The organism is Lacipirellula parvula (assembly GCF_009177095.1).
Classification (GTDB): domain Bacteria; phylum Planctomycetota; class Planctomycetia; order Pirellulales; family Lacipirellulaceae; genus Lacipirellula; species Lacipirellula parvula.
In genome coordinates, this window is the sequence record NZ_AP021861.1 from 2,975,037 (window position 1) to 2,998,639 (window position 23,603).

Annotated in this window: 23 protein-coding genes and 1 tRNA gene; 16 read left to right on the plus strand and 8 right to left on the minus strand. The window is 61.3% G+C overall.

Annotated features, from left to right (window positions below; translation table 11 throughout):
• Positions 1-11: 11 nt before the first annotated feature.
• Positions 12-800 (minus strand): hypothetical protein, encoded by a 789-nt coding sequence (locus PLANPX_RS11695; RefSeq protein ID WP_152098910.1) that lies wholly within the window; start codon positions 798-800, stop codon positions 12-14.
• A gap of 109 nt (positions 801-909) precedes the next feature.
• On the minus strand, positions 910-1,845 hold the full coding sequence (locus PLANPX_RS11700; protein WP_152098911.1) for a hypothetical protein: 936 nt from the start codon (positions 1,843-1,845) through the stop codon (positions 910-912).
• 500 nt (positions 1,846-2,345) lie between these two features.
• On the opposite strand from PLANPX_RS11700, the gene PLANPX_RS11705 reads away from it, so the two are divergent.
• The 3 genes from PLANPX_RS11705 to PLANPX_RS11715 are packed head-to-tail and all read left to right on the plus strand — an operon-like array spanning position 2,346 to position 7,416.
• On the plus strand, positions 2,346-3,020 hold the full coding sequence (locus tag PLANPX_RS11705) for a sigma-70 family RNA polymerase sigma factor (protein ID WP_152098912.1): 675 nt from the start codon (positions 2,346-2,348) through the stop codon (positions 3,018-3,020).
• Positions 3,010-5,964: a serine/threonine-protein kinase gene (locus tag PLANPX_RS11710; RefSeq protein WP_152098913.1), complete on the plus strand. Its 2,955-nt coding sequence runs from the start codon at positions 3,010-3,012 to the stop codon at positions 5,962-5,964. Before PLANPX_RS11705 ends, PLANPX_RS11710 begins: the two co-directional genes overlap by 11 nt.
• Positions 5,965-5,973: 9 nt before the next feature.
• On the plus strand, positions 5,974-7,416 hold the full coding sequence (locus PLANPX_RS11715; protein WP_152098914.1) for a hypothetical protein: 1,443 nt from the start codon (positions 5,974-5,976) through the stop codon (positions 7,414-7,416).
• Positions 7,417-7,515: 99 nt separating this feature from the next.
• Here PLANPX_RS11715 and PLANPX_RS11720 read toward each other — a convergent pair whose 3' ends face one another.
• Positions 7,516-8,142 (minus strand): hypothetical protein, encoded by a 627-nt coding sequence (locus tag PLANPX_RS11720; protein ID WP_152098915.1) that lies wholly within the window; start codon positions 8,140-8,142, stop codon positions 7,516-7,518.
• Positions 8,143-8,800: 658 nt separating this feature from the next.
• Between PLANPX_RS11720 and PLANPX_RS28420 the strand changes: the two genes are divergently transcribed.
• Genes PLANPX_RS28420 through PLANPX_RS11735 form a run of 3 tightly spaced genes read left to right on the plus strand, consistent with a single transcriptional unit; the run spans position 8,801 to position 10,024 of the window.
• Positions 8,801-9,007, plus strand: coding sequence for a helix-turn-helix domain-containing protein (locus PLANPX_RS28420; protein WP_152098916.1), 207 nt, complete (start codon positions 8,801-8,803; stop codon positions 9,005-9,007).
• Positions 9,004-9,195, plus strand: a complete 192-nt coding sequence (locus PLANPX_RS11730; RefSeq protein WP_152098917.1) for a helix-turn-helix domain-containing protein — start codon at positions 9,004-9,006, stop codon at positions 9,193-9,195. Before PLANPX_RS28420 ends, PLANPX_RS11730 begins: the two co-directional genes overlap by 4 nt.
• Before the next feature lie 49 nt (positions 9,196-9,244).
• Positions 9,245-10,024, plus strand: coding sequence for a hypothetical protein (locus PLANPX_RS11735; RefSeq protein WP_152098918.1), 780 nt, complete (start codon positions 9,245-9,247; stop codon positions 10,022-10,024).
• 131 nt (positions 10,025-10,155) lie between these two features.
• Here PLANPX_RS11735 and PLANPX_RS11740 read toward each other — a convergent pair whose 3' ends face one another.
• The gene (locus PLANPX_RS11740) at positions 10,156-10,413 is read right to left on the minus strand and encodes a hypothetical protein (RefSeq protein ID WP_152098919.1); all 258 of its coding nucleotides are present in this window, start codon (positions 10,411-10,413) and stop codon (positions 10,156-10,158) included.
• Positions 10,414-10,644: 231 nt separating this feature from the next.
• Here PLANPX_RS11740 and PLANPX_RS11745 point away from each other — a divergent pair, with 231 nt between their 5' ends.
• The 6 genes from PLANPX_RS11745 to PLANPX_RS11770 all read left to right on the plus strand — a co-directional run bounded on the left by PLANPX_RS11745 (position 10,645) and on the right by PLANPX_RS11770 (position 13,530).
• Positions 10,645-10,839, plus strand: a complete 195-nt coding sequence (locus tag PLANPX_RS11745; protein WP_152098920.1) for a hypothetical protein — start codon at positions 10,645-10,647, stop codon at positions 10,837-10,839.
• A 59-nt stretch (positions 10,840-10,898) separates the two neighbouring features.
• Entirely contained in the window at positions 10,899-11,111 is a 213-nt protein-coding gene (locus PLANPX_RS11750; protein ID WP_152098921.1) for a hypothetical protein, read from the plus strand.
• Positions 11,112-11,324: 213 nt separating this feature from the next.
• Positions 11,325-11,531 (plus strand): helix-turn-helix domain-containing protein, encoded by a 207-nt coding sequence (locus tag PLANPX_RS11755; RefSeq protein WP_152098922.1) that lies wholly within the window; start codon positions 11,325-11,327, stop codon positions 11,529-11,531.
• 286 nt (positions 11,532-11,817) lie between these two features.
• Complete coding sequence (locus PLANPX_RS11760; RefSeq protein ID WP_152098923.1) at positions 11,818-12,147, plus strand: hypothetical protein; 330 nt, start codon at positions 11,818-11,820, stop codon at positions 12,145-12,147.
• A 271-nt stretch (positions 12,148-12,418) separates the two neighbouring features.
• On the plus strand, positions 12,419-13,054 hold the full coding sequence (locus tag PLANPX_RS11765; protein ID WP_152098924.1) for a hypothetical protein: 636 nt from the start codon (positions 12,419-12,421) through the stop codon (positions 13,052-13,054).
• A gap of 14 nt (positions 13,055-13,068) precedes the next feature.
• Complete coding sequence (locus tag PLANPX_RS11770; RefSeq protein WP_152098454.1) at positions 13,069-13,530, plus strand: hypothetical protein; 462 nt, start codon at positions 13,069-13,071, stop codon at positions 13,528-13,530.
• Between the two features lie 698 nt (positions 13,531-14,228).
• On the opposite strand, the gene PLANPX_RS11775 is transcribed toward PLANPX_RS11770, so the two are convergent.
• Positions 14,229-14,462, minus strand: coding sequence for a hypothetical protein (locus PLANPX_RS11775; RefSeq protein ID WP_152098453.1), 234 nt, complete (start codon positions 14,460-14,462; stop codon positions 14,229-14,231).
• Between the two features lie 1,361 nt (positions 14,463-15,823).
• On the opposite strand from PLANPX_RS11775, the gene PLANPX_RS11780 reads away from it, so the two are divergent.
• From PLANPX_RS11780 to PLANPX_RS11790, 3 genes are read left to right on the plus strand one after another with little or no spacing between them, the layout of a single operon-like run.
• Positions 15,824-16,120 (plus strand): hypothetical protein, encoded by a 297-nt coding sequence (locus PLANPX_RS11780; RefSeq protein WP_152098925.1) that lies wholly within the window; start codon positions 15,824-15,826, stop codon positions 16,118-16,120.
• Positions 16,087-16,338, plus strand: a complete 252-nt coding sequence (locus tag PLANPX_RS11785; protein ID WP_152098926.1) for a hypothetical protein — start codon at positions 16,087-16,089, stop codon at positions 16,336-16,338. The genes PLANPX_RS11780 and PLANPX_RS11785 overlap by 34 nt, the downstream gene beginning before the upstream one ends.
• A gap of 3 nt (positions 16,339-16,341) precedes the next feature.
• Positions 16,342-16,941, plus strand: a complete 600-nt coding sequence (locus tag PLANPX_RS11790) for a tyrosine-type recombinase/integrase (RefSeq protein ID WP_152098927.1) — start codon at positions 16,342-16,344, stop codon at positions 16,939-16,941.
• 218 nt (positions 16,942-17,159) lie between these two features.
• Here PLANPX_RS11790 and PLANPX_RS11795 read toward each other — a convergent pair.
• Positions 17,160-17,233: transfer RNA gene (locus PLANPX_RS11795), tRNA-Arg, on the minus strand.
• A 227-nt stretch (positions 17,234-17,460) separates the two neighbouring features.
• Positions 17,461-18,765, minus strand: coding sequence for an MFS transporter (locus tag PLANPX_RS11800; RefSeq protein WP_172992004.1), 1,305 nt, complete (start codon positions 18,763-18,765; stop codon positions 17,461-17,463).
• A 433-nt stretch (positions 18,766-19,198) separates the two neighbouring features.
• Here PLANPX_RS11800 and PLANPX_RS11805 point away from each other — a divergent pair, with 433 nt between their 5' ends.
• Positions 19,199-21,394, plus strand: a complete 2,196-nt coding sequence (locus PLANPX_RS11805) for a S9 family peptidase (protein ID WP_172992005.1) — start codon at positions 19,199-19,201, stop codon at positions 21,392-21,394.
• An 18-nt stretch (positions 21,395-21,412) separates the two neighbouring features.
• Here the strand turns inward: PLANPX_RS11805 and PLANPX_RS11810 are convergent, their stop codons facing one another.
• Positions 21,413-23,524, minus strand: a complete 2,112-nt coding sequence (locus tag PLANPX_RS11810; RefSeq protein ID WP_152098930.1) for a hypothetical protein — start codon at positions 23,522-23,524, stop codon at positions 21,413-21,415.
• Between the last annotated feature and the right edge of the window lie 79 nt (positions 23,525-23,603).

Genomic DNA, 23,603 nt, shown 5'->3' on the forward strand with positions numbered 1-23,603 from the left:
CGCGGCCATGTTTAGGCGGCGAGTCGGCTGCTCCGCCGCAGCGCTCGCCAACCAATCGTTGTCAGAATCGCGGAGGCGAGGCCCGCCGCTGCCGAGGGCTCGGGCACGACCGTCGCTGTGGGCGGCGCAGCTCCCAACGAGCCGCAGCCGCCCGCCTCGCCGAAAGCGAGTGCACGGAGGGCAGCTGAGTCGCCGTCGTCCGCCAATGTTCCTCCCCCGGCCGTGACGATCTCGTCGAGGTAGCTGGTGAGATCCGTCTGAAACGTCGTGAAATTAGCGAGGTCTTCGGTGAGCGAGGTCTGCTTGTAAGTGAGCGTTTCGATCTGCAGCGTAAGCATGTCCTGCGCAGCGTTGATCCAATCGACAATCCGGTTGAGGCGCGTTTCCGAAAGATCGTCGCGCGCCTCGTAGTCGGCCAGCAGGTCGTCATAGAAGGCGAGGTCGTCATTCGCGCTGGCGATGTAGTCGTCGAGACGCCCGATGGTTCGTTCGACTCCCGTGACGAACCAGTCATAGCTGTCTACGAGCCACTCCGTCTTGCCGACGAGATCGGAGTAGTCGTCGCTGCTGTAATAGTCCTCGCTCGCCGCGACGCCTTCGTCGTACGCAGAGGTGATGTCGGCGAGTTGCTCTTCGAAGCTGCTCTGGATCGCGTCAACGCTCACGCCGCCATGTCGCGGGCCGCCGTGGGGAGGACCGCCTCCCATTCGGTTGCCGGAGAAGCTCATCGTCCCGGCCGACGCCTGTGCGGAGGCGAGCACGAGAATGCAAGCAGCGGAATACAAAGCTAAACGTTTCATGATGCTGTTCCTTCGCGTAACCAACATTGTTCGACCCCAAGGCGGGCGAGCGTTCGCATGAGGCGGGGGGAGGATAAACGATGCGCGGGCGATTCTTTACCAACCGGACTTACCGGCGAAAGCCACGATAGAAAAAGCCCATCGCGCGACCGTCGACGCCGAAGACTCCAAAGCCGCCGCCGCCGTGACCGCAGCCGCCGAGCAGCTCTTGCTGCTCGCCGAGTCCGAGGTTCGTAGCGCCGCCGATGATGGCCGTTTCGGCGACCGTTACCGTGTCGTCCTCGTTCGCGCTGACGACGCTGAGATCGCCGTCGATTTGGCCGTCGTGCGTGAGCGAATTGTCGCCGTCGCCAAGTCGCGCCACGACGTCGTTTGCGATGATCGCCGTTTCCGCGATGGCGACGAGGTCGTCGCCGTCGCGACCGTCGTACAGCACGGAACCGTCGATCGTGCCGGCGATCGTCGTCGAGTTGTCGCCGTCGCCCAGGGTGAGTTTGAGGTTGCGTTCGATTTCGGCCGCGGCATCGATCGTCACTTGGTCGTCGCCGTCGCCCCCTCGAATGGTCAGACGGCCGATCGCGCCGGAGATTTCAACGACATTGTCTCCGTCGCCGAGCTGCAATGAAGCGGAGCCGTCGATGGTCGCATCGAGCGTGACGAAGTCGTCGCCTTCCCCGCCGCGGTAACTGACGTCGTCGATCGCCGTGCCGGTCAGTTGGAACGTGTTGTCTCCATCGCCGAGACGGGCGTACACGGCGTCGACCACGTTGCTGTCGAGGTTGACCGTCACGGAGTCGTCGGCGCCGGCGGTCTTGTCGATGTTGATGCGAATGTCGTCCGTGACGCCGGTGAGAACGTCGGCGTCGGCGATCACGACGCCGTTGTCGGTCACCCGGTAGGCGCCTTCGCTGACGGCCACGATCTCGACGGCTCCGTCGGCGTCGCCCGAAACGATCAGGTCGCCGCCGGCGGAGACGGTCGCGGTGACGGCCAGCGCCCGGCGGTTTTCCAAAGTTTCGAAGGTTGTCAGTCGTCGGATGCTCATCACCGTTGCTCCTCTCGTTGGGTGTGTTGCAGTCGTCCGTTGCGGGACCGGAGGCGAGCTAAGAGGGAACGAAGTCGCCATGCAACTTTGCTCGCCTGCAAGTCGCTGAGCGGCTGTTGCCGGCGTCCGCGAGTCGCCCAAGCCTCTCTGGTCGACTTCGTCCCTGGGGTGAAGTGACCGGTAAAGCGAGCGGAGCGCAACGGCGCCGCGGGCCGCGGAAAAGGCAGGAGCCGGGTAATGGGAATCGCGGGGGACCGCAATGACGCGACAAACCCGCCCGAGCGGGGTTGAAAGAGCTGTCCGCCGGTGAATTATTCCTTTAAATGAGGAGGCTTCAGCCCCCCAACCACTACACAGCCGGCGAAAATGCCGAGAAAGCGGCTATTTCGCCAAACCGTTGCGCCAGACTGAGAGAATCGGTCTTACAAGCAGGTTTCCAAACAGCGGGCCGTCCGCAGGCACGTTTTGACGAGTAATTTGCCATGGGAATGATCGCCGCCATGTCCGCAGACTCCGCCAACGGCTCACACGGGTTCGCGGGGGATGATTCACGCGACAATATCGCTGCGCTGATCAGCAGCGCCCGCCGGGGAAGCGCTGATAGTTTAGGCCGGCTGCTGCAGATGTACCGCAACTACCTAACGGTGCTGGCAGGAACGCAGATCGAGCGGCGGCTGCAGCCTCGAATGAGCCCCTCCGACGTCGTGCAGGAAACGATGCTGCGGGCTCACGCCAACTTTGCCCAGTTCCGCGGTGCTTCCGAACCGGAGCTGGTCAGCTGGCTGCGGCAAATCTTGGTGAACAACTTGGCCCGGTTTGTCGAACAGCATGTCCTGGCGGCGCGCCGCGACGTGCGGCGCGAGGTGTCGATCGAGCGGCTCGGCAACGCGCTTGAGCAATCGACGATTCAGCTCGCCGCGCTACTACCCGCGGGAAGTCGTTCGCCAAGCGCTGCTGCGCAACAGCGTGAAGAGGCGGTCGTGCTGGCCGATCGATTAGCGTTACTCGCGGCGGACTACCGCGAAGTGCTGATGCTGCGTAACCTGCAGGGGTTGCCGTTCGAAACCATCGCCGAGCAAATGGGGCGCTCCGTAAGTGCGACGCGGATGCTCTGGCTGCGGGCCATCGAGAAGCTTCGCGGATTGTATTCTGGGGATCAACTGGATGAAGGCTGAAGCTTCCACCGAGAACTTCTCCGCTGCATCTCTCCCGCCCGAGGAGCAGGAACGGCTCGCCTGCATCCTCGACGAGTACCTTGCTGCGCTCGAACGCGGCAAACCGATCACCCCGGAACAATTGCTTGCCGCGCATCCCGGCGACGCGTCGCGGCTGCGGGCCTATCTCAGCGGGTTGCAGCTATTTCACGCGGCCGGCCCGGCGGCAGTGGCGGGGCTCGCCGTCGATCGCCCGCGGGCTGGTCGTACGATTGGCGACTACGAGTTGCTGCGCGAGATCGGTCGCGGCGGGATGGGAGTCGTCTACGACGCGATGCAGCGCTCGTTGCGGCGGCGGGTCGCTCTCAAAATCTTGCCGATGACCTCCGCCCAAGATCCACGACATATCGCGCGGTTCAAAAATGAAGCGCAGGCGGCTGCTCAGGCTCAGCACCCGAACATCGTGCCCGTGTTCGCCGTCGGCGAGGCCGAGGGCGTCCACTACTACGCGATGCAGTTGATCGAGGGCGAGTCGCTGGCCTGTTTCGTGCGCCGGGGCTCAAACGCTCCTGATCAACCGGCGCCAAGTACGCTGCTCAACAATACGCAAACAGCCTGGGAAGCGGCGACGCAGCCGTTTCTGATTCCTTCAAGCGTTAGCGAAGCTCCCGTCGCCGGCCCCTCGCGGCGTAGCGTGAGCGGAATTCTGAAAACGGCGTCGCACGTGGAGTGGGCGGCTCAGCTTGCCGTACAGGCGGCGCGAGGCCTGCACGCGGCCCACGAGTTCGGCGTCATCCATCGCGACGTGAAGCCGTCGAATCTGCTCGTTGATCGCAACGGCAAGCTGTGGATTACCGACTTCGGCTTGGCGCGGATGCGCGAGGCGGAGGCGCTCACCCACACGGGCGATATCCTCGGCACGATGCGCTATATGAGCCCCGAGCAGGCGCTGGGGCGAACGACGCTCGTCGACCATCGGACCGACGTTTATTCGCTGGGAGTGACGCTCTACGAGTTGGCGACCTTCGTTCATCCCGCGGGGGAAGCCGGCGACGTTCAGCTGTTCTTCGAACGGACGCGGCAGAGCTATCGATCGTTGCGGCATTGGAACCCGCATGTGCCTGTCGATTTCGAGACGATTGTCTTGAAGGCGATGGGCGAGTTTCCGCAGGATCGTTATGCAACGGCGGCGGAGATGGCGGACGACCTCGAGCGATTCCTACGGGGGGAACCGATCCAGGCCTGTCGCCCGAGCGTGGCCACCCGTGCGGCAAAGTGGGCTCGCCGGCATCGCGGGGCGGTGATGACCGCCGTGGGTTGCGCCTGCCTGGCCTTCGTCGGGCTATCGGTGAGCGTCGTGAAAATCGCCGCAGAAAAAGCCAACGTCGTCGCTGAAAGCGAGTTGCGCGAGAACGCCTTGCGCGTCACCCGCGAAGCGCTCGATGAGTTTACGATGCTTTACGGCGAGCAGCTCGCCGGTATCAACGGCGCCGAAGGCGTACGCCGACACGCCTACGAACGTGGCATCAAGTACTACGAGCAAGTCGCCCAGCAATCCGCCGATGATCCACGGTTGGCCGCGGACCATGGAATGGCTCTCGGCAAGCTGGGTTCGCTCAAAGCCAAGCTCGGGGCCGACGAAGAAGCGCTCAAACTCCTGCAACAAGCGCAGCGGAAGTACGAGCAGCTCGTCGCCGACGAACCGGCGAACTCCGAGTATATTCGCCGGCTGGCATTGATCTATAACAACGTCGGCCTGCATCTTGGGAAGATTGGACGCAGCGCTGACGCGCTCGCGTTGCTTCGGCAAGCCGACGCGCTGCAGTCGCAGTTGGCAGCCTCGGCCGACGACGCGACGGAGTTGTCGGCCGACGTTGCCGCGACGCAGAGCAACCTCGGAATACTCCTCGGCGGCAGCGGCGATCAGGCAGAGGCCGCGCGGCACTTCGTCGAGTCGGTTCGGCTGCAGACGGAAGCACTAGAACGCTCGCCTCACGATCAGTTGGCGATGGCGGATCTTGCCGCCGGGTTGAGCAATCTCGGCGCACAGCAGCAGAAACAAGGCGATCTCGCTGCGGCCGTTGCTTCGTTCGAGCGCGCGATGGCGTTGCGCGAAAAGTTGCTCGCACTGGCGCCGCTCAATCAGAACTACCAGGCGGAGCTCGCCGGGGCGCTTAACAACGTTGGATATGCGCTGTCGGTGCAAAAGGAGTGGGCGCTTGCCGAGCGACACTACGCGGACGCGATCGAATTTCAAAAACAGCTGGTCGCCGCCTCGCCGCTAACGCTACAGCATCAGCGAAATTTGGCGGTGACGTACAACAATCTCGGCCAAGTTCAGCTACAGCGAGATCGCAACTCGGCGGAACGCCGCTCGGCCGCGGAACAATCGTTTAGGACGGCGCTTGAGTGGCAACTGAAGGTTCTTGCCGCTGAGCCGAACGACGTCGCCACGTTGAGCCATCTGGGGGGCGTTTACAACAACCTGGCGATGCTGCATGAAGCGGCCGGCCGAGCCGCCGATGCCGAGGGTAACTTCAAGCTCGCCATTGAACGTCAGCGTCAGGCGCTCGAGCGGGCTGCGAATCATCAACTCATCCGCCAGATGCTTGGCAAGCACTATTACAACTACGCTGAATTTCTGGCGAAAGAAAGCCGGCACGAGGAAGCGCGCCGAGTCGCGTTGCAGCGTCGCGATCTGTGGGCGAACAATCACGCGCTGCTATTCTCCGCCGCTGAGCAACTCGCCGCCCTTAGCGGTCGCGCGGCTGAGAGCGAGCAGGACGCGGAGGCTGCCGCGATTGCCGCCGTTGACACGCTGCGGAGCGCCGTCGCAGCCGGATTGGATGCGTCGTGGCTCAAGTCGGCGACGCTGACGCCGCTGGCGGCGCGCGGCGATTTCGAGCGGTTGGTGCGCACCGCGCCGGTGACGACGCAGACTCCCGAGAATCTTGTCAGAGAATAAGCAACGACGATGTGGCAACGCATTGAACGACTGATGAGGTCTCTGCGGCGGGCAACTCCCGACCGCGATGGCGCGAGTGCGCGCCCCACCCGGCTAGAGATCGAGACGCTCGAGCAGCGCACTGTGCTCTCCGCGAACTTCGTGGGCGACGAGGACGTTTTGGAACGTTTGGCGACGCGCGAACCGCCGCGAATGGATCTGTTTCACGACGCGACGGACGCCCCGTTCGCGCTGTTCGCGGAGGGGGCGCCAAAGTTGTTCGTCGCGGACCGAGGAGTGCCGCGCGACGCAGGCGATACGCCATTCCTCGGCGATTTTGCAGAAAACGGTTCTGCAGAAAACTACGAAGAGCAGCGTTTTTCGAGCACTGATCGGCAGGACTACAAGGGGCCGCTGGGGTTGAGAAACGGCGGCGCCGCGATTGGCGGAAACATCGGCGGTGGAATCTTCGAAGACTTGCAAACCGGAGCCGCAGGCGCCGACGAAGATCCGCCGCCGCTGATGATGAGATCGCCGGGTAGCGCGAGCGACGAGCGCGACCAGAGAAGCGTCGAAGACAACTTCGTCGCCAGCACCTTCAGTTCGCTGCAACCGCCGCCGATCGGGGCGCTGGTGGAACGGATTGCCAACGCACGGCACACGGCGCTGTTGCCGATGGTGGTAACCACCGGCAACGATGCGCTCGAAGGCGATGTGAAAGCGAGCGATGACGCCTCGTTGCTCGCTTCTTCCATGACGCTGGCCAACTCGACCGTCGAAAGTCGCTTGGGGGCTGCGGAACGCGATTCGGCGTTCGAGGGATACTCGCCGCTGAGCAGCGACGAAACAGAATCCGACGCGTACTTGCAACAACTCGCCGAAGATCAGATGCGCGATGCGTCTGCCGCTGATGCGGGCGGGCTCGCCGATGCAGTCGACGACGACGTTTTCGATTCAGAAAGCCGCTCCAATGCCGCCGCCGATAAGCAAGTCGCGGCGATCGAGGAAGCATTGCGTTCGCTGGCGGCGCGACGGGGCGACGCCCGGCCGCCGTCGCTTGCGTCGCAATCGGAGTATTCGTGGCAACCTCGCACGGCTAGCAAAAACGGAGAGGCTAAAGGCAAGCCAGGCATTGAAGATCCAGGGGGAATGATCTTGCTGCAGACGCTGGCCGCCGCCGACGAACTGCTTCCAGGAGGCGATGCGAGCCAAATTGTCGAAACGGCCATCGAAATGGAAGCGACAATCGGCGTCTACCAGGCCTTCGACGTGTCGGTCGATGCGGCGCCGTCCGCCGCTATCGAGACCATTCCCGCGGCAGATCCGAGCCAAGCGCACGGGGGCGACGCCCAGCAGTCGAGCGGCGCAACCGGCCGCCAAGCGTCGGCTGGACTGGGCGGCATAGCCGTCGGGGCGATGATCTTGGCCGCCAATCGGCAGCGGAACGCGAAACGCCGTCGGCCGCAGGCGTAGCGTTTGGGGGGCGGCGCAGTCGCTGTCCTGCAGCTTCCAGCGGCCATGCTTCGGGTTAGCTGGGCCCTCTGATCGCTTGTATGATCGTGGCCGGTGCGCCTAGTTTCGGCGACGCAGAGCGACGAGACCGACAATCGCCATTCCCGCAAGTGCGACGGCCGTAGGCTCAGGCAGTGCGCGAAAATAGATCTCGTCGAAAACGACGCCGTCGCTCAGCGCACCTCGGTAGAAAGTAATGGATGTGAACGGCGAGCCTAGAAGTCCAAAAAACTGTTCACTGTCGATGGCGTCGATTGCGACGGCCGCGACGCCGCTGTCGCCGGCGTTCGTCGAAAACGTCAGGGGCGTCGAGTGCGTTGGGTAACCGTAGTCGACGATATTCAACCCGAAGGCCGCCAAAGGCGCCGGGAACGTGAACGTCAGCGACGCGGAGGTCGTCAGGCCATACCAAACCAAATACTTGTCGCCGTGCGTAGCATGCCCCGCCGACGCCGGCTGATCCCAAATATCAAAATCACCCGTGGCGGTTGAGTTGGTGATGGTGACTTGCCCGGAGGCGATCGACGCCACGCCGGGAGACGGACTTGTGGCCGGCAGAGCCTCGAAGCTTTCAAGTGCAACCAGGCCGGCGCTGCCCAAAAAGCTCGCCTCGTTGTTGAACGTCGTTGCGCCCTTGGCTGTGATGACTGGAAACGTCATGAGGCAGAAAATCATGATCAAACGCATGAGCGGATCTCCGAAGATGCAGAACTTGCCGACGTTTCACTGCGAAGGCGCAAGTCGACCCAGTCGCACCAGCAGGTAACGTAAATTGCCAGTTTATCAGAAGGGAAGTCCGAAAATAGGGTGGCGCAGCTCTTCTGCTGCGCCACGCGCGGCGATCAATCGCGAGATGTGAACTCCGTCTTCCTAATCACTGCGAGCGGAGCACCGCACATGCGGGACCGGAGAATTGGTCAAGCTTCCTCAGAATCTCCACGGGCGTCTGAGAGTAGAGGCCAGAAGATCCGCATTGCGCAGCAATGTGTCGCGTAAAACGCTCTGGCAGGTCATCATCCCTGGCTGAGAGAAGGCTGCAGCCCTGTGGTAGAATGCGGTGCAGGCAGTAGCCGTCAGCGAATGTCGCGACCAGTCCCCGGAGCCAGAGTTTGCAGCGATGTGTAGCAATTCCGGGGGATTTGGTGTAAATCAGTACACCCCACAGGAGTCGAACCTGTAACCTTCGGATTCGTAGTCTCCCCGAGACAAATAGGTCTGAATAGTATCACGTCGCCGAGCCTAGGAATCCCCGCGATTTCTAGGCTCGGCGTCTTTTCATTGATAGGGTCGGATAGCGTCGCGTAGTAGAACAGTGGAGGGTTATTGGAGGGTCGTGGAGGGTGAAATGCTAAAGCGAAATCCAGAACCAGAGCCGCCTATTCTCGTCACCCGGCGCGAAGCTGCACGGCTTCTGGCCGTAACCGAACGCCATCTACAAAACCTTGATAGGGCAGGGGTGTTTAAGCCTGTTCGCTTGGGGACTGCGGTCAGGTATCGACGCTGCGACATCGAAGCCACGATTGCCAAGCTGGCGGAAGGCGGCGACCAATGAAAAAGCCCGAACCCGAAAAGCCGATTCTGCTGAGCCGCAAGGAAACCGCCCGGCTACTCGGCGTCAGCGAGTCGCATGTTAAGTCGCTGACGAAGTCCGGCGTGCTGGTTGCGATCCACCTTGGCCGCACCCTGCGTTATCGACGCGACGCGATAGAAGCCGCCCTGAAGCGACTGGAGGGCCGCTAACGAAACGAAAGCCCCATTCCGATCCGCTGCTCATTTCCCGTCCGGAGGCGTGGCGGCGAAAATTGACCACCGTCGCCCGGTGCAATATCCTATTATCTGCACCGCAGAACAGGGGAATTGCATGATCCAGCGAATACTCGCCGCCGCAACGCTACTTGCGGCGCTGCATGCCAGCGAAATCTCGGCGGCGACAGTTGACCTAACAACCGCGACGATGGCCGGCCCCGATGCCCATTTGCACGGATCGCTAACCGATGAGGCCCAAGTTAACCCCGGCTCATTTTCAATTCTGAAAAGTTTGCCCGCCGCGGGAGGAGTATATGAATTCCGCGGATACCTTGTGTTCAACGTCAGCGGCATCCAAGGCCACGTTTCGGACGCGGCGTTATTACTGCCAAACGGGACGCTATCAACCGAAGGTCAGCAAAGCGGTCTTGCAACAATTCAACTGCGTGATTTCTATTCGCCGGTTACAGAGATTTTTAACCACCCCACGAAAGCAATGTTCGATGATCTCGGTGCAGGAATTCTTTATGGCGAAAACTCAGAGTTTTCTACCTCCGCACCTCCTACAACTGTGAGGATCATTCCGCTGAACGTTGCGGCGATCACGGCAATCAATTCGCCGATCGACGGCCGGTTTATGATGGGCGTATCCATATCTTCGGAGGGGCAGCAAGCCCCGTGGTTCCGCTGGCTCAACCTAACGAGAGATGTTCGGAACATTACGTTACGTCTGACCGTCATTCCCGAACCAACTGCCGCCATGCTTGCCGCTTCTGCGGTGATTGGCTTAGCAGCGCTTCGCCGCAGAGCAGTCACTGCGTAGCGCACAAAAATGCCCCGCACCCAACTGAATGGGGCGGGGCTAGGCGGCGACGAGCCTCTGACGTGAGGCGTGAGACGCTACGAGCGTCCCGGGCGAAGTTACATCCCCCGCGTCAGCGATTGCGTTGCCGCTTAGTCGTGAGCCGCATTAAACCCCTCAACGAACGCCCTAATCTCCGCGTACCGGGATTGCGAAAGCTTCACCTTTGGCGTCACCAACGCCCGGTAGCCTTGTTGGTCGCCGCCGACTGTCAGCGACACGCCGAACCGGCGATTGACCATCACCGCCACCGCCGTCGCGTCACCCGCGGCGACGTGGCCGAAGCTGTGAACGGCCGCGAATAGCGGCCAACCGTGCTTGGAATACTTGGGTCTGGCGACGGCCGGCATTGTGCTTGCTCCCTTGCAAAGCCCTGTTTTCCCCGGCGAAAACGTCCGCCGGATACCGGGGCGCCAGCATAGCCATTGGCGATTTCGGCGCCAAGAGGTCGGATTGTAACGACGCGCGGAAGTCACAACTTTTTCACTTTTGCAAAGCGAGGCCCAAAAGAAAGATGCCGGGGGAAGAGTTAAATGCAGGGGCAGAATGTCCCCTAACTTCTCTCCCCGCGAGCGTCTTGCATGAAGCCTTTTCTTTCGCTGCTGACCGTGTCGTTGCTTTGCGGCGTCGCCGTCTTTTCTTTCGCGGGCGAAGGGTCTGCCATCCTGGCGAACCCGGCAATCTCCGCGGCGGTGCAAGTCGAGTGTGTGCGGCCGGAAGGCCGCCGCATGTTGTCGAGCCTAGGTAGCGGCACCTTGATTAGCGGGCGAGTGTGACCGCGGTTTTTATTTGTCCCGTGCAAGTTGCTAACCAACTAGGAAAGGAGAAATCGGCAATGGCAGTTTTGGGAGTCGGCGAAATGGCCCGCGAGATCTCTGCGGAATTCGGCGTGGCAGTTCACCCGAAGACGCTGAGCGACTTGTTTTACTTCGGCCATCTGAACACGACGGTTTGCCCGATCATCGGCGGGCGGCGGCTCATCCCCCGCCACTACAAAGAGCAAGTCGTTTGGGCGCTTCGCCGCGCCGGGAAGCTTCGATCCGCATGAACAGGTGCGTAGCAATCACGAACTTCGCCAGCCGTTGCGATTCAATCGCGTCGGTTCATCCCCTTTGCTTCGGAATAGTTGGTGGCCTACATGGTGAACCGCTTCAATCGCCGCCCAAGTGAGCCACTTTTGAGCCCGACAGGCTCAATTTGAAAACGTCGAAATTGCCTTATTCCAGCCGCTTCTGCAATTCACGAAGGAAGACACGCGAACATGAATAGCCCCTCTCCGCAGCCTGATCGCCGGCCAACATTGTCGGATGCAAGGCTCGCGTTTTCCGAAGCCGAGACGGCTGAAATGCTCGGAATCGCCAAGCACGTTCTGCGCGATGCCCGATATCGCGGCGAGATTCGCGCCAAGAAAATTGGCAGGTGTTGGCACTACCCCAAAGACGCGATTCACGAATTCCTAGCCTGCTAGTTACTTCCCACCCTGAGTTACTACCTTTGCCCCTTCCCCAAGCCAGCTTCGGCCAATCACGGAGATTTGCGAGAAGCACGGCGCGACGTTAATCGTCGCCCACCACACCGTTAAATCAGGCCGCCGCGGCTCGCTTGACTTGCAATCGCTCGTCGGGGCTGGTGTCGCGGAGTGGGCACGGTCGTGGGTCATCTTGGACCCCTTGGCGGCGTTTCGGCCGGCGACCGGCGAGCACCGTCTACGGCTGTCGATTGGCGGTTCTAGTGGCCACTGTTCGGAATGGGTGGTGGATGTACGAGAGGGCCGGCAGGACGAGCCCGGGGGCCGCGTTTGGGACGTTCGGACGCAACCGGGCAAAGAGCCCAAGGCGTCGGGCCGCAAAGCCGTGGAGGCTGGCAGCGGCGACGAAGCGGCCGTCCTGGCTGCAATGCAGTCGCTCGGCACCGCTGAGACGAAGGGGATTATCAGCGCGGCGGCCAAGCGAAGTGGCAAGCAGGTTGGCACCGCCCTGGAAGCGATGATCGCGTCCGGCAAGGTTCGGAAGTGCCGAATCGCCAAAGGCACCCGCCCTTACGACGGCTTCGAATTGGTGGAGGGCGTGGTCCATGCGACTTAATGTCGCGCGATGGCTCGGCCGTCCTTTGCGGAGCGGCGACCCTTCATGCAACACGCGGACTTTCAAAGAACTTGGGGCCCGCCAATTGGCGTTGCCGGTTCGTTCGAAGCGCCTTCCGAGTTGGATGACAATTATGCCTCCGATCCTGCAATTTCTAGTACGCTGCGATAGCAAAACGCCAGCTATCCTACCGCTTTTCAATTCTCAATCCAACAACCCGATCCGCTATAATGGCTTCCCGTCAAATCCACTCTTCCCCCGGAGTCTCCCCATGAAACCCCTCTACCTGTTAGCCGTTGGCGTCGTTGTCGGTTGGGCCGCGTCGGGCGTCGATTGGAACCGCGAAGCGGTGGGGCAAGAATCCTCCCCGCCCGCAGCCGCAGAGCGACCGATCCGCCGTGGCGAAGGCGTGCTGCGTGGTCGTCTTATGCGGCAGACAGAAGCGGCCGCGCCCGCTCTCGCTCCGGCAAATGACGCACCTGCGTTTACCCCGAACGACGGTGCCACGGCCGTTGCCGACGCCCCGAAACCTGAAGCTAGTCCTTCTATGAGCAACTTCATCACTGTTCCGAGACAAGAGGTCGACAGTGAGGGGCGCACGATAACCGTTTACGAGCAACATCACGCGCGCGAAGCCGGGCGGCCGAGTACCTCCGCGAATCCGGTCGGTCGCTTCCAAGTCTCGGCCTACGGTTCGCCGAACGGAACTGGCTGCTACGTTGTTGATTCGACGACGGGGCAAACCTGGCTAATTCGCAACGGTCAACCGCCGGAAGTAGTTACGAAGGCTCTGCTAGGCGTGGCGTCTGCACCGGCGGTCGTTGCGCCTACGCCGGTGCTCTTTCCGCCTACGGCGGCCCCGCCACAAGTGCAATACGGCGAGCCTACGCCGCAGAACGCCAACTAGTCCCGGCCCCATCGATGCTGAAAGCCCTACGCTACACCTTGGCGGCGATTTGTCTAGCGGCGAGCGTGGGCTGCTTGGCGTTGTGGTGGCGTAGCCATGCGGCTTGGGACTTCATCAATGTTCCGTCGTACGTCTATCGCACACGCACAGTAAATTTGCAATCAATGCCGGGAACGGTTTCCGTTCAGCTATTAGACAAGGAAGCGTCTGCGTATCTCGCCGCAAACAACCTCCTGTGGCGACACTCAGTGGCGTTTGAGTCCACAATCGATGATCGTTTGCTATCCCTCATACACGCCAGCGGAGCATTCGGCCGTCTGAGCTATGGGGTCTACTTCCCACATTGGTACGCCGCACTCGTCTTCGCCCTCGCCGCCGTCGCGGCGATTCGCATCGGCCGCCAGTTCACGCTGCGGTCGGCATTGGTGGGAATGAGCGTCGTCGCCGCGTTGTTGGGGATGGTGGTGGCGTTGTAGATCGCGATTGCATCAGCAATTGCGTCGAAGCCGTACTTGCGCGATACATGGGCTAGGCGCGCTAAGGCCCCCCGATCGTCGAGCCCAGCAAATCGTGCCGTTGCGATATGCTCAGCCACCTTGATCGCGAATGCGTCGGCTAAAGTCGCACATTGAATTAATCGCCCATCGACTTCGACGGTGTGCGGTTCCGCAGTCTTCGCGCCAATGACTGATGACGACATCTCGTCTGCCTGCAATAGTTACGGGAAAGTAAGCTACTGCGGGAGTATAAGTAAGACAATTATCGCCGGCGACTGCAATTTGTGGCGGAAGATTGCAGTATTCTACTGACCCCTCGCCCGGCCGTTCCAAGGCATGGCGTCGCGCACGAAGACGCCGCTCGTGCCTCGATTAATGGAAAGTACATTCGCTGTTCCGTCATTGAAACAGCGAGCCTCTACGGCTTCAGGCGGGGCGGCAGTTCGATCTTGTACGAAATACCACTGTCCTGCCTGTTCCCAAGCGAAGACGTTTGGCAACTGGTCATAGATTGGCATTGATGCGAAGTAGAGAACGGCCGCTGCGCATAATCCGACGTACCACTGGCTGAACTTGTAGCAGTTCCGCTAGAGATAGCAAAGACTGCGCATAAAAAGACCGTCGCCAGTCCCCCTAGAAACTTGCGACGGTCTCCTGCGACGCGATTAAGTACGCAGCTACTGCAAAGCTTCAATCGCATCGGCGATGGCTTCGAAGCCGTATTTCCGAGCAATCTTGCTAAGATTCTCAGGCGTTAGTTCCTCAAGCAGGTCCAGCTTGCCAACCGTGGCGGCGTGTTCTGCGATCTTCAAGGCGATGGCGTCCGCAAGCGTTTCGCAATTGATCTTTCGGCCATCGACCTTCGCGGTGTGAGCCTCGGCGTTACTCCCACCTACTACTGACGAGTCCATTCCACCTGCCCTGCAATTCTTGGTGGCAGCGTTCCTTTTGAATAAGCATCGCGCGAGCCGCAACTCGCGCGATGCCCTGAGCGCTCGCAGGAACCGCAGGCCGCGCAAGGCGGCTTCGGCAAGGACCACTGCGAGTGCGACCAGATTACCGACGTTCAACTTTGACGGAATGCCAAGAACCGCGATTGTAACACAATTTCTGTAAAACCTGACAACGGAAGAATAAAACCTTTTAGGTCATCAATCCGCGCCGGCGTACAGGTTACTTGGTCGCGATCTTAGCGCTGCAATTCCCCGGTCGGCCTCGCCCATATCTAAGGCCGACCGCTACATCTCGGAGCGAAATCGCTTTGAGACTGATGATGCGATCTATTTCTGCATGCAATGCGATTTCCGCGTCATCGAATCGATCGAACTTTCGACGCGGCCGGTTGACTTTCCACTTGCACCCCACGAGACGTACAACGCTGAATCGAAACGCGCCGTTCAGTGCTAAAAATACGCGGCCGGCGACTTGCCGATTTACCGTCGCATACCAAGCGCAACCTATCTCAAGTTCCCCACGGACGGCCTCAGAGGTAATTTGAGTAAAATGATCATGGGTAATCGCCTGTATTTCCATGGCAAGCACTCCGTTGGCCGTGAAGTACGAGAATGGCTCGACGCCGTCGTCCGTAAGGGTGCCACGCCGCCCCGGAATGAGCAGAAGCGGAGCGGCGCGGCTTCCTAAGCGGTCGCCCTGGGGTTATCTGGGCTCCGCCCGGACGCCAACCTACCGAGAGGTGAATCCGTTGCAACGACTTCACAGCGACGCCAGTCGCGATTTCTGATAACCCTGACAGCGTTGCGCGCAAAGCCCTACATCACGGCTCGCCAATTAGAGCGTATGCTTGGATTGCCAAGGAATTCCGCTCAACGGAGGCAATCGATGGTGACACCATCCAATGCTTGCAAGACTTGCAATAACTCGGGCCGCTGTTCCGTTTGCGAGGGAGTAGGTTCGCATCCTGCGAGGGATGGGGAGCCAATCGATGCGCGTCGGGTTTGCCGCGTATGCCACGCCACCGGGCGATGCGACAATTGCGGAAGCCAGTTTCCGAAAGTGTCAGACGGTAGTAGTCGCGCGCTCGCAGTGAGTGGGTAGCGGTGGCGGTCGAACTACCGGACGCAAACGGATGCCGGTTCGGTAGAGGTTTGCCTAGTCCACCCATCGGGCGCCCGTTACCCATGGGCGCCCGCCACCCCAATGGGCGCCGCCTCCCCGCCTAACCATCTACAAGACTTGGTATTCCGCTCTGTTCCGATGCGCGTATATTGGGCGCCCGTTTGGGTGACCCGAATATCACACCAGCGAGTCGGAAATGGAAATCTGCAAGCTCCGCGGCTTCACGCCGCAGACCCAGTGGCGCGAAGCTCGCCAGCAATTCGAGCGACGCCATACCCCGCCAACGCTCATCGCCCGAATGGAGGCGTTGGCGCTCGACGACTTCGAACGCCTCTGCGGCGAGCCTTCGCTGCCAGACGTGCCGAGCATGGTCGACGGCTTCGTTGAAGCCTTGCGCCTTGAAGGCGTCGACCGCGTGTCTCTGGCGATCTACCGCGAAGCCGTCGAAGGGGTGGTGCAATGGGCGACACAAAGCCTCAAAGCGGCGGCGTGAACTTCAGGTCGCTCGGTTGGTTCACGCTCGCCACCGCTCGGAAGCTGCTTGGCGACGAGGATTATCGCCAGCTGCGCGAAGCGATTCAGTTCAAGGAAATTCGCATCACGCGGTTTGGCAATGAGTACCTACTCGACCACCAAGACTGGTTGGCGTGGGTGGCGAGTCGGTTGCCCGCCGGTCGACATTGTGAAATTCATCTAACTGGAAAGGGCTAAGTAATGAACCAAGCCGCCGCGCAATCTTGGAAATTGTTCCTGCAGGGGCTTTGGTCAAGCGGACTGCGGCTCGGCGAGGCGATGCTGTTGCGGTGGGACCATCGACCAGGCGGCGTGTCAGTTCAACTGGACGGGAAGTATTCTGTGCTGGCGTTCGATGGCGAATCGCAAAAGTCGGGCCGCACTCAGATGGTTCCGCTGGCACCAGAGGCCGTGCAGCTGCTCACGCCCCTTCAGAAGTCGAGGGGGTTCGTCTTCGAGCCTCTCACCAAGCGTGGCCTTCCGATGGCGCGAGACCACCAGAAGGCAGGAAAGATCATCGCGAAGATTGGAGAGGCCGCTAAGGTTGTGACTGACCACGCTGCCGGCCGTACAGCTACGGCACACGACCTGCGTCGAGCGTTCGGAGCCCGCTGGTCAAAGCGAGTGATGCCGGCCGTCTTGAAGGAGATCATGCGGCATGCTGACATCCAGACGACCATGACGTACTACGTCACGCAAAACGCCAAGGTCACCGCGAGCGAGCTTTGGGCAGCCGCTACTCCATCAGAGCAGCGTCTCGAAACGCCTCAGCCAGAGGAAGACGCTCGTCCTTCGCCCTAATGATCGCTAGGTCGAACTTATCTAACTCACCAGTTGCAACCTTGCCATCGGCAAGCGTGACCGTCAGGCTCTTCCCAATTACCTGGACGACGCAATCGAGATGACCAGCGTCGGCCAGAATGGCCTGAAGCTTCTCACGATCGGCGAATGGATCGCTTGTTGCCATACACCCAAGAGAGTTGGGTAACATTTTGGGTAACAGAGACCCAAGAAATCAGTACACCCCACAGGAGTCGAACCTGTAACCTTCGGATTCGTAGTCCGATGCTCTATCCAATTGAGCTAGGGGTGCAACCTATCGCACGTAGCGCAACTGCCGGGAGGGCAGCTCGCTTCGTGCCATCGCTGCGGGAAATGCCGAGGCCTTAATCGGCCGCTGGCGTCTCTCACAGATGAGTTAGTCTATCAACTTTCGAGGGCCCATCTAGGGGGGCGACGCCGCTCAATTCGCTAGTTTTCTCGGCTCGATAGTTCAGTATTTCCGGATCGAAGCGGTGGTGACGCGAAAATTTGCGGCGTTCAGGCGCCGATCATTGGTTCGCCGGCGTCGACGGCGGCTTCAGCGGCGGCGGGGAGGCTGATTTCCTCGGCGGAAACCGGGGCTCCGTCGGCGACGCGCAGTCGGCCTGCCAGCCAGAGGCTCACGAGCGTCGCGCCGGCGGCGATCCAGCCGACCGTGCCGAAGTGCTGCAGCGGTTCGCCCGGATTCTGGGAGACGATCTTCCCGCCGAGAAACGCGCCGATGCCGCTGGCCACGTGCTGCACCGAGGAATTGGCGCTGAGAAAACCGCCCCGGCGGCGCGGTTCGACGCTGCTGGTGACCATGGCCATGGCGGGAATCATGCGGCCGACATTGCACATCATTAGGCCGCCGAACACCGCGAGCGCGACGATCATGGGAACGCGCGGCAGGTGAGTGATCACCACCAGGAGCACCATCGAGAAGGGAGCGATGACCCGATAAACGGCCAGCTTGCCGAACCGATCGGCGAGCCTACCAACGACCGGCGCCGTCAGGAGCGTGAGTGCGCCGCCGGCGAGGTAGGCCAGCGAAAGCTCCTTTTCGCTGAGGCCGACATTTGAGACCAGGTAGGGACTTAGGTACGGAAAGACGGTGAAGCTGCCGATCATCAGCGTGACGATCAGCGTGAACGCGCGTATGTGGTTGCTGTGCGTAAACGTTTCGGCCAGCGATCGCAGCGGATGATCGTGCGACTTGCCGACGTGAGCATCGAGCGGCGGCAACGCGGCCGGAGTCAGCAGGAGTGCCGGAACTCCGGCAGCCGCGAGCACGAAGAAGGGGATGTGCCAGCCGTACTCGGTGCCGAGGTACTGGCCGAGCGGCACGCCGGCGACCGATGCGATTGCAAAGCCGGTCATCAACGAGCCGGTGGCTCGGCCGCGGCGTTCTTCAGGGAAGACGTCGCCGATGATGGCCATCGACATCCCGCCGATGATGCCGCCGAAGGCGCCGGTGACGATCCGCGCCACCACCAACCAAAAGTAACTCGGCGCCAATCCGCAGCAGAGCGTCCCAATGAGAAACCCCGCGTTGAGCACCATGAACGTCGTGCGGCGCGCGAAGCGATCGACGATGGAGGACGCGACCAGCCCGGCGGCGCCAGCGGCGAAGGTGTATGAAGAAACGATCGTGCCAAACTGGCTGGGGTTGATTCCCAGCGTCCGCATCAACTGCGGCCCGAGCGGCATGACGATCATGAAGTCGACGATGGTCGTGAACTGGACGGCGGCCAGAATCAGCACGACCAATCGTTCACGACGTAAATTGCTTGGCGAATTCAACTCCGCCCCGGCGACTGCCATTGCTTGCCTCATTCCCACTGCTGCGAATCCGCGCCAGGACGCTGGACCTCTTGGTGCGGAGAGACCATTGTAGGCGCTGGTGGAATTCTGGTTGAGGACTTGACCCGAGCGATCGAGGTTCGCGGGCATTTTTTGCGGCGATTGTCCTAAGGTTGCGGCAGGCCGAACCTATTGCCAAGCACAAGCATACGGCTCGATGCGAGGCGACTGCTTGCGCAGAAGCGGATCGATCTCGGCCGGAAAACGCCGACTGTCGGCGTTGCGGGCGGCTAGAATGCCGGCTTGGGCTCCCATCACAGCGAGGGTTGAGCGGTTCTTTTGGGCAGGCAAACTGATCATCACACCTATGCGATTACAAGTGCGTAACTTTTTTCGGCGCTGTCACGCGGCAGCGGCGATGACGGCAGTCGCGGCGATTTTTTGGGGAAGTTCCGTGTCACTCCATGCTGAACCAGCCGATTGGACCGCCGATTTTCTGCAGCGCTACGCTGAGACCTACCGCTTCTCGCACGGGCGACCCGCAGCGATTGTGGTGACGCCGCAAGAAGATGCCATTCTCTACTTGCGTTCGGGGCCGCGGAGCTTCGTCCGCGATTTGTACTCATTCGATCCGGCGACCGGCAAGGAAAGCGTCCTTGCTACGGCCGACAAGCTGCTGGGCGGCGGCGAGGAATCGCTCACGCCGGAAGAAGCTGCGCGTCGCGAGCGGATGCGCGTCGCGGCGCGCGGGATCGCGTCGTTTCAACTGTCGAAAGATGGAGATCAGGTACTGCTGCCGATCTCGGGTCGGCTCTTCGTGCTCAATCGTCAGGATGGGAAAGTCACGGAACTAAAGAGCGACGCTGGCGACCCGCTCGACCCGCAGTTCTCGCCAGGCGGAAAATCGATCGCCTGCGTTCGCGATGGCGATCTTTACGTCATCGATGTGTCCAGCGGCGCCGAGCGTCGGCTGACGACAGGGGGCGGCGGATTAATTTCCCACGGGCTGGCGGAATTCGTCGCCCAAGAAGAAATGAACCGGATGCACGGTTTCTGGTGGTCGCCTGATAGCAAAAAGATTGCGTACCAAGAAACCGACGAGACCGGCGTTGAAGAGCTCTTCATTTCTGATCCGGCGAATCCGAGCAAGCCGCCGCAAAGTTGGCGGTACCCCCGGCCAGGGCGGGCAAACGCTGCCGTGCGATTGGCAGTCGTCTCGGTTGAGGGAGGCGCGCCGCGGCAAGTCGAATGGGATCGCGAGCAGTTTCCTTACCTCGCAGCGGTGACTTGGGCGAAAGGAGCGCCGTTTACGATTGTCGTGCAAAATCGCCGACAGACCGAAGAACTGATTCTTGCGGTTGACGATCGTACGGGAGTGACGCGCGAGTTGCATCGCGAACGCGACGACGTCTGGTTGAATCTCGTTGATGAAATGCCACGTTGGATCGACGACGGGAAGTCGTTTCTATGGATGACCGAAAGGGGAGGGGCCTGGCAACTCGAGCTGCGCGGGCCGACCGGCGATTTGCTGGGAACGCTCACGACGCCAGAGTTGGGCTTGCGCGGCATCGTCGCGGTACATGAAGATCGGAACGAAGCGATCGTTGTCGCTGGAGAGAATCCGACGGAAGTACAACTCTATCGAGTCTCGCTTGATCCGCAGAATCCACATGCCGAGCGTATTACGACAGAGTCGGGAATTCACGGCGGCGTCTGGGCTGCGGATGGCGGCGGCATCTACGTGCACTCGTTTGCCAATTTGCGGGGCGAGAACCGCTTGGATGTTTGTCGTAGCGATGGAGAGAAGATCGGAACGCTACCGAGCGTGGCCGAAGCGCCCGGTTTTGTTCCCAATGTGACGATCGAGCGGGTGAGCGCCGATCCCGAGCTCTACGCGGCGATCACGCGCCCGCTCGACTTTAATAAGAACAAGCAATACCCTGTCATCGTCAGCGTCTACGGCGGTCCGCACGCGCAAACCGTCGTCAGCAATTCGGCGAAGTACCTGCTCGATCAATGGCTCGCTGAACACGGCTTCATCGTCGTGTCGATCGATGGCCGTGGCACGCCGTCACGCGGCCGCGAGTTCGAGCGTGCGATTCACGGCGACTTCATTACGCTGCCGCTAAAAGATCAGGTGGCAGGGCTGAAGGCGCTAGCGAAGCAACATCCAGAGATGGACCTCGATCGCGTCGGCATCCATGGTTGGTCGTTCGGCGGCTATTTCACCGCGATGGCGCTGTTGCAACAGCCTGAGCTGTTCCGCGTTGGCGTTGCTGGCGCCCCCGTGGTGGATTGGGCCGACTACGATACGCATTACACCGAGCGGTATCTCGGCCTTCCCGACGAGAACATCGAGGGCTATCGCCGTAGCAATGTGCTCACGTACGCGGATCGACTGGCGGCGAAGCTGCTATTGGTCCACGGTACGGCTGACGACAACGTCTACTTTCAGCACAGCGTGAAACTTGCCGACGCCCTGTTCCGCGCGGGACAGCCGTTCGAGTTCTTGCCGCTGCGCGGGATGACCCATATGACGCCGGAACCGCTGGTGAATGAGCGGCTTCACGAGCGGATGATCGACCACTTTCAGCGGTATCTTCAGCCGCAGGATGATGCGGCAGAGGGGGCGGCGTCGAGCGGAAAGTGATGACTCGCGAGCGGTGCGTCAGGGAGCGGCCGGCAACGGCGCGCTTGGCTTGATTTCGTAGGTTCCATCTGCGCGACCGGTGACGTCGACAATCTGGTCGTGCAGGTAGACCCTAGTCACCGTGAGTTCCGGCCAAGCCTGCGGCAACTGCGGGCGGACATTGCAGCCATCGACCGTCGGCTCGAAGCCAAGGAAGCCGTAGAGCATCACCTGCGGCACGAGAATGCTCTCGAAGAACTCGTGATCGAGTCCCAAGCCGCCGGCGACATTGCCCCCTTGTTGGGTGCCGCGAGTCGAATCCTTCGCGTAGTAGGGGCGGTATCCCCCTTCGGCTTCGACCTCTTCAAACCACTTGGCAATCTCCGCCAACCGCGCCGCGGTTGCGTCGGGGCCATCGGTGCGCAGTCGCACCATCAAGTCGTGGTACGAAAAGCCAAGCACGGCGCCGCCGTCTTGTACTTGGCTTCCCCACGGGATGTCTTCGGGATTCGACCAAACCCACGAGTAGTAATCGAGGTTTCGCCGCGTCGTTGAGCGCGGCCCGAATCGCCAGCGGTAGATGTCGGGCCCCGTCGACGTATCGCCGTCAACAATCCGCTGGCCGCTGATCCAGGCGTTGATCGATTTGGCTTGCTCCGCAGTTGCGAAGCCGTGGTAAATCGCCTCGTTGTTCAGGAACGTGAATCCGTAATCGTGCAGGACGCCCTCGAGGTCGCGCGTGCCGAATCGTCCGGTCGCCGCGTTCCAAAACCGTTCGCTGCCGTAGGCTTTCACCTCTTCAGCGTGGCGACGGAGGTCCGCAGGATCGTAGGCAGCGGGTTGCGCGTCGCTCGGAATCTGCCACTCAGGATGCTGAGCGATCGCTTCCTCCAACGCCGCGAGATCGTGAAGCGCGTCGTAGTAATAAACGGTCGCGAGCGCATCTTCGCCGCCGAACGGCAGCAAATCCCAGTAGTTGCTGCCGACGCCCTCGCCCGGCACGACGGTCTTCGCCCCATCGGCGACGCGGACGCCGCTGCGGCCTTCATGGCCGGGCCAGGTGGTGTAGATGCATTTTCGCTCGCGCGTCTGGAATTCTCGCTCCACGAACTTCATCGCGGCGCGAATCCGTTCGATTTGGCTTTTCAGGAACTCAACGTCCCGCGTCCACATGAAGTAGTCGTGGGCACCGCGAATGAAATTGAGATTGTTGACGTTGTGTCGCGTATCGACGGCGGTATGGATCGATTTGAACAAAACAGCCGCTGGTCCCTGGTTGCCAAAGCCGATTCGCAGTCCGGTGATCGTCCCTTTCCATTCCGGGTGGCGGTAGAGCGCCACCATTGTTCGCGTTTCGCGACTCGAAGCATCGACGCCGCCCTCGCTGCGGAACGCGCCGTCCGCCGCAGCAAACGCGATTCGCCGGTCGGTCGACCACTCGGGCGCAGTTTCGGTCGTCCATTCAACATAGGGCGCGGCGCCATTAAGCCCGGCCGCCCACCAGCTGATACGCAGCCACGGCGATCGCGCCGCTGCGATCGAAAACGGCGGCGCGGTGATCGTCGCCTTCGGTTGCTCCAGCATCACCGGCCACCCTTGCGGCGTGAGAGCTGCGCCAGTTCCATGCTCGACGCGCCAACCTTCGGCTGTCGTGGTGGGCGCCTCGTAGCCGGCGCCGACGCCGATCGGAGCGAAGTGCCAGCCGATGCCGCCGGCGTGCATCCAAAACGGAAAAGGCCAGCCCTCGGCATGCGCCGGACCGTCGTGTTGCTCGGTGAGGAGATAGCCTTCGGCATTGAGCGTGCGCGCCGACAACGCAGCGCGCCAGCGGCGCCGCATCTCGTTGAGCGCGTCGGTCGTCCCCGCCACCGACGTCGTCGGCGTGCCCTGGCCGACGGCTGGCCACAGCGTCGACTTCGGCATCCACTCGTCCCAGAGCGGAATCAGCGGACCCGCCGGCGCGTAATGCAGCCAGAAGAGGCGGCGCACCGTGTCCATCTCTGGCTGGTCGCCCGGAACCACGAACCGCGGAAAGTCCGCTGGCGGTTCCGCCTGCCCCTCGGCGACCAACGAGAGAGTCGCACCAAACGCACAAAGGATCGCCGCGAGCAACCGCGACGAACGTGCGGTAGAAAAATAGTATCCGGACATCTGTATTCGGCACTCCGTTCGAAGTAACGTTCTGCCGGCTATTGTGACAGATGGATGCCGCTGCGGCGAGCCGCAAGCC

What these genes read in the sequence shown, in the direction of transcription:
- PLANPX_RS11695 (WP_152098910.1), bottom strand. Translation starts at nt 800, where the DNA reads ATGAAACGTTTAGCTTTGTATTCCGCTGCTTGCATTCTCGTGCTCGCC.
- PLANPX_RS11700 (WP_152098911.1), bottom strand. Translation starts at nt 1,845, where the DNA reads ATGAGCATCCGACGACTGACAACCTTCGAAACTTTGGAAAACCGCCGG.
- PLANPX_RS11705 (WP_152098912.1), top strand. Translation starts at nt 2,346, where the DNA reads ATGTCCGCAGACTCCGCCAACGGCTCACACGGGTTCGCGGGGGATGAT.
- PLANPX_RS11710 (WP_152098913.1), top strand. Translation starts at nt 3,010, where the DNA reads ATGAAGGCTGAAGCTTCCACCGAGAACTTCTCCGCTGCATCTCTCCCG.
- PLANPX_RS11715 (WP_152098914.1), top strand. Translation starts at nt 5,974, where the DNA reads ATGTGGCAACGCATTGAACGACTGATGAGGTCTCTGCGGCGGGCAACT.
- PLANPX_RS11720 (WP_152098915.1), bottom strand. Translation starts at nt 8,142, where the DNA reads ATGCGTTTGATCATGATTTTCTGCCTCATGACGTTTCCAGTCATCACA.
- PLANPX_RS28420 (WP_152098916.1), top strand. Translation starts at nt 8,801, where the DNA reads ATGCTAAAGCGAAATCCAGAACCAGAGCCGCCTATTCTCGTCACCCGG.
- PLANPX_RS11730 (WP_152098917.1), top strand. Translation starts at nt 9,004, where the DNA reads ATGAAAAAGCCCGAACCCGAAAAGCCGATTCTGCTGAGCCGCAAGGAA.
- PLANPX_RS11740 (WP_152098919.1), bottom strand. Translation starts at nt 10,413, where the DNA reads ATGCCGGCCGTCGCCAGACCCAAGTATTCCAAGCACGGTTGGCCGCTA.
- PLANPX_RS11745 (WP_152098920.1), top strand. Translation starts at nt 10,645, where the DNA reads ATGAAGCCTTTTCTTTCGCTGCTGACCGTGTCGTTGCTTTGCGGCGTC.
- PLANPX_RS11750 (WP_152098921.1), top strand. Translation starts at nt 10,899, where the DNA reads ATGGCAGTTTTGGGAGTCGGCGAAATGGCCCGCGAGATCTCTGCGGAA.
- PLANPX_RS11755 (WP_152098922.1), top strand. Translation starts at nt 11,325, where the DNA reads ATGAATAGCCCCTCTCCGCAGCCTGATCGCCGGCCAACATTGTCGGAT.
- PLANPX_RS11765 (WP_152098924.1), top strand. Translation starts at nt 12,419, where the DNA reads ATGAAACCCCTCTACCTGTTAGCCGTTGGCGTCGTTGTCGGTTGGGCC.
- PLANPX_RS11770 (WP_152098454.1), top strand. Translation starts at nt 13,069, where the DNA reads ATGCTGAAAGCCCTACGCTACACCTTGGCGGCGATTTGTCTAGCGGCG.
- PLANPX_RS11775 (WP_152098453.1), bottom strand. Translation starts at nt 14,462, where the DNA reads ATGGACTCGTCAGTAGTAGGTGGGAGTAACGCCGAGGCTCACACCGCG.
- PLANPX_RS11780 (WP_152098925.1), top strand. Translation starts at nt 15,824, where the DNA reads ATGGAAATCTGCAAGCTCCGCGGCTTCACGCCGCAGACCCAGTGGCGC.
- PLANPX_RS11785 (WP_152098926.1), top strand. Translation starts at nt 16,087, where the DNA reads ATGGGCGACACAAAGCCTCAAAGCGGCGGCGTGAACTTCAGGTCGCTC.
- PLANPX_RS11790 (WP_152098927.1), top strand. Translation starts at nt 16,342, where the DNA reads ATGAACCAAGCCGCCGCGCAATCTTGGAAATTGTTCCTGCAGGGGCTT.
- PLANPX_RS11800 (WP_172992004.1), bottom strand. Translation starts at nt 18,765, where the DNA reads ATGGCAGTCGCCGGGGCGGAGTTGAATTCGCCAAGCAATTTACGTCGT.
- PLANPX_RS11810 (WP_152098930.1), bottom strand. Translation starts at nt 23,524, where the DNA reads ATGTCCGGATACTATTTTTCTACCGCACGTTCGTCGCGGTTGCTCGCG.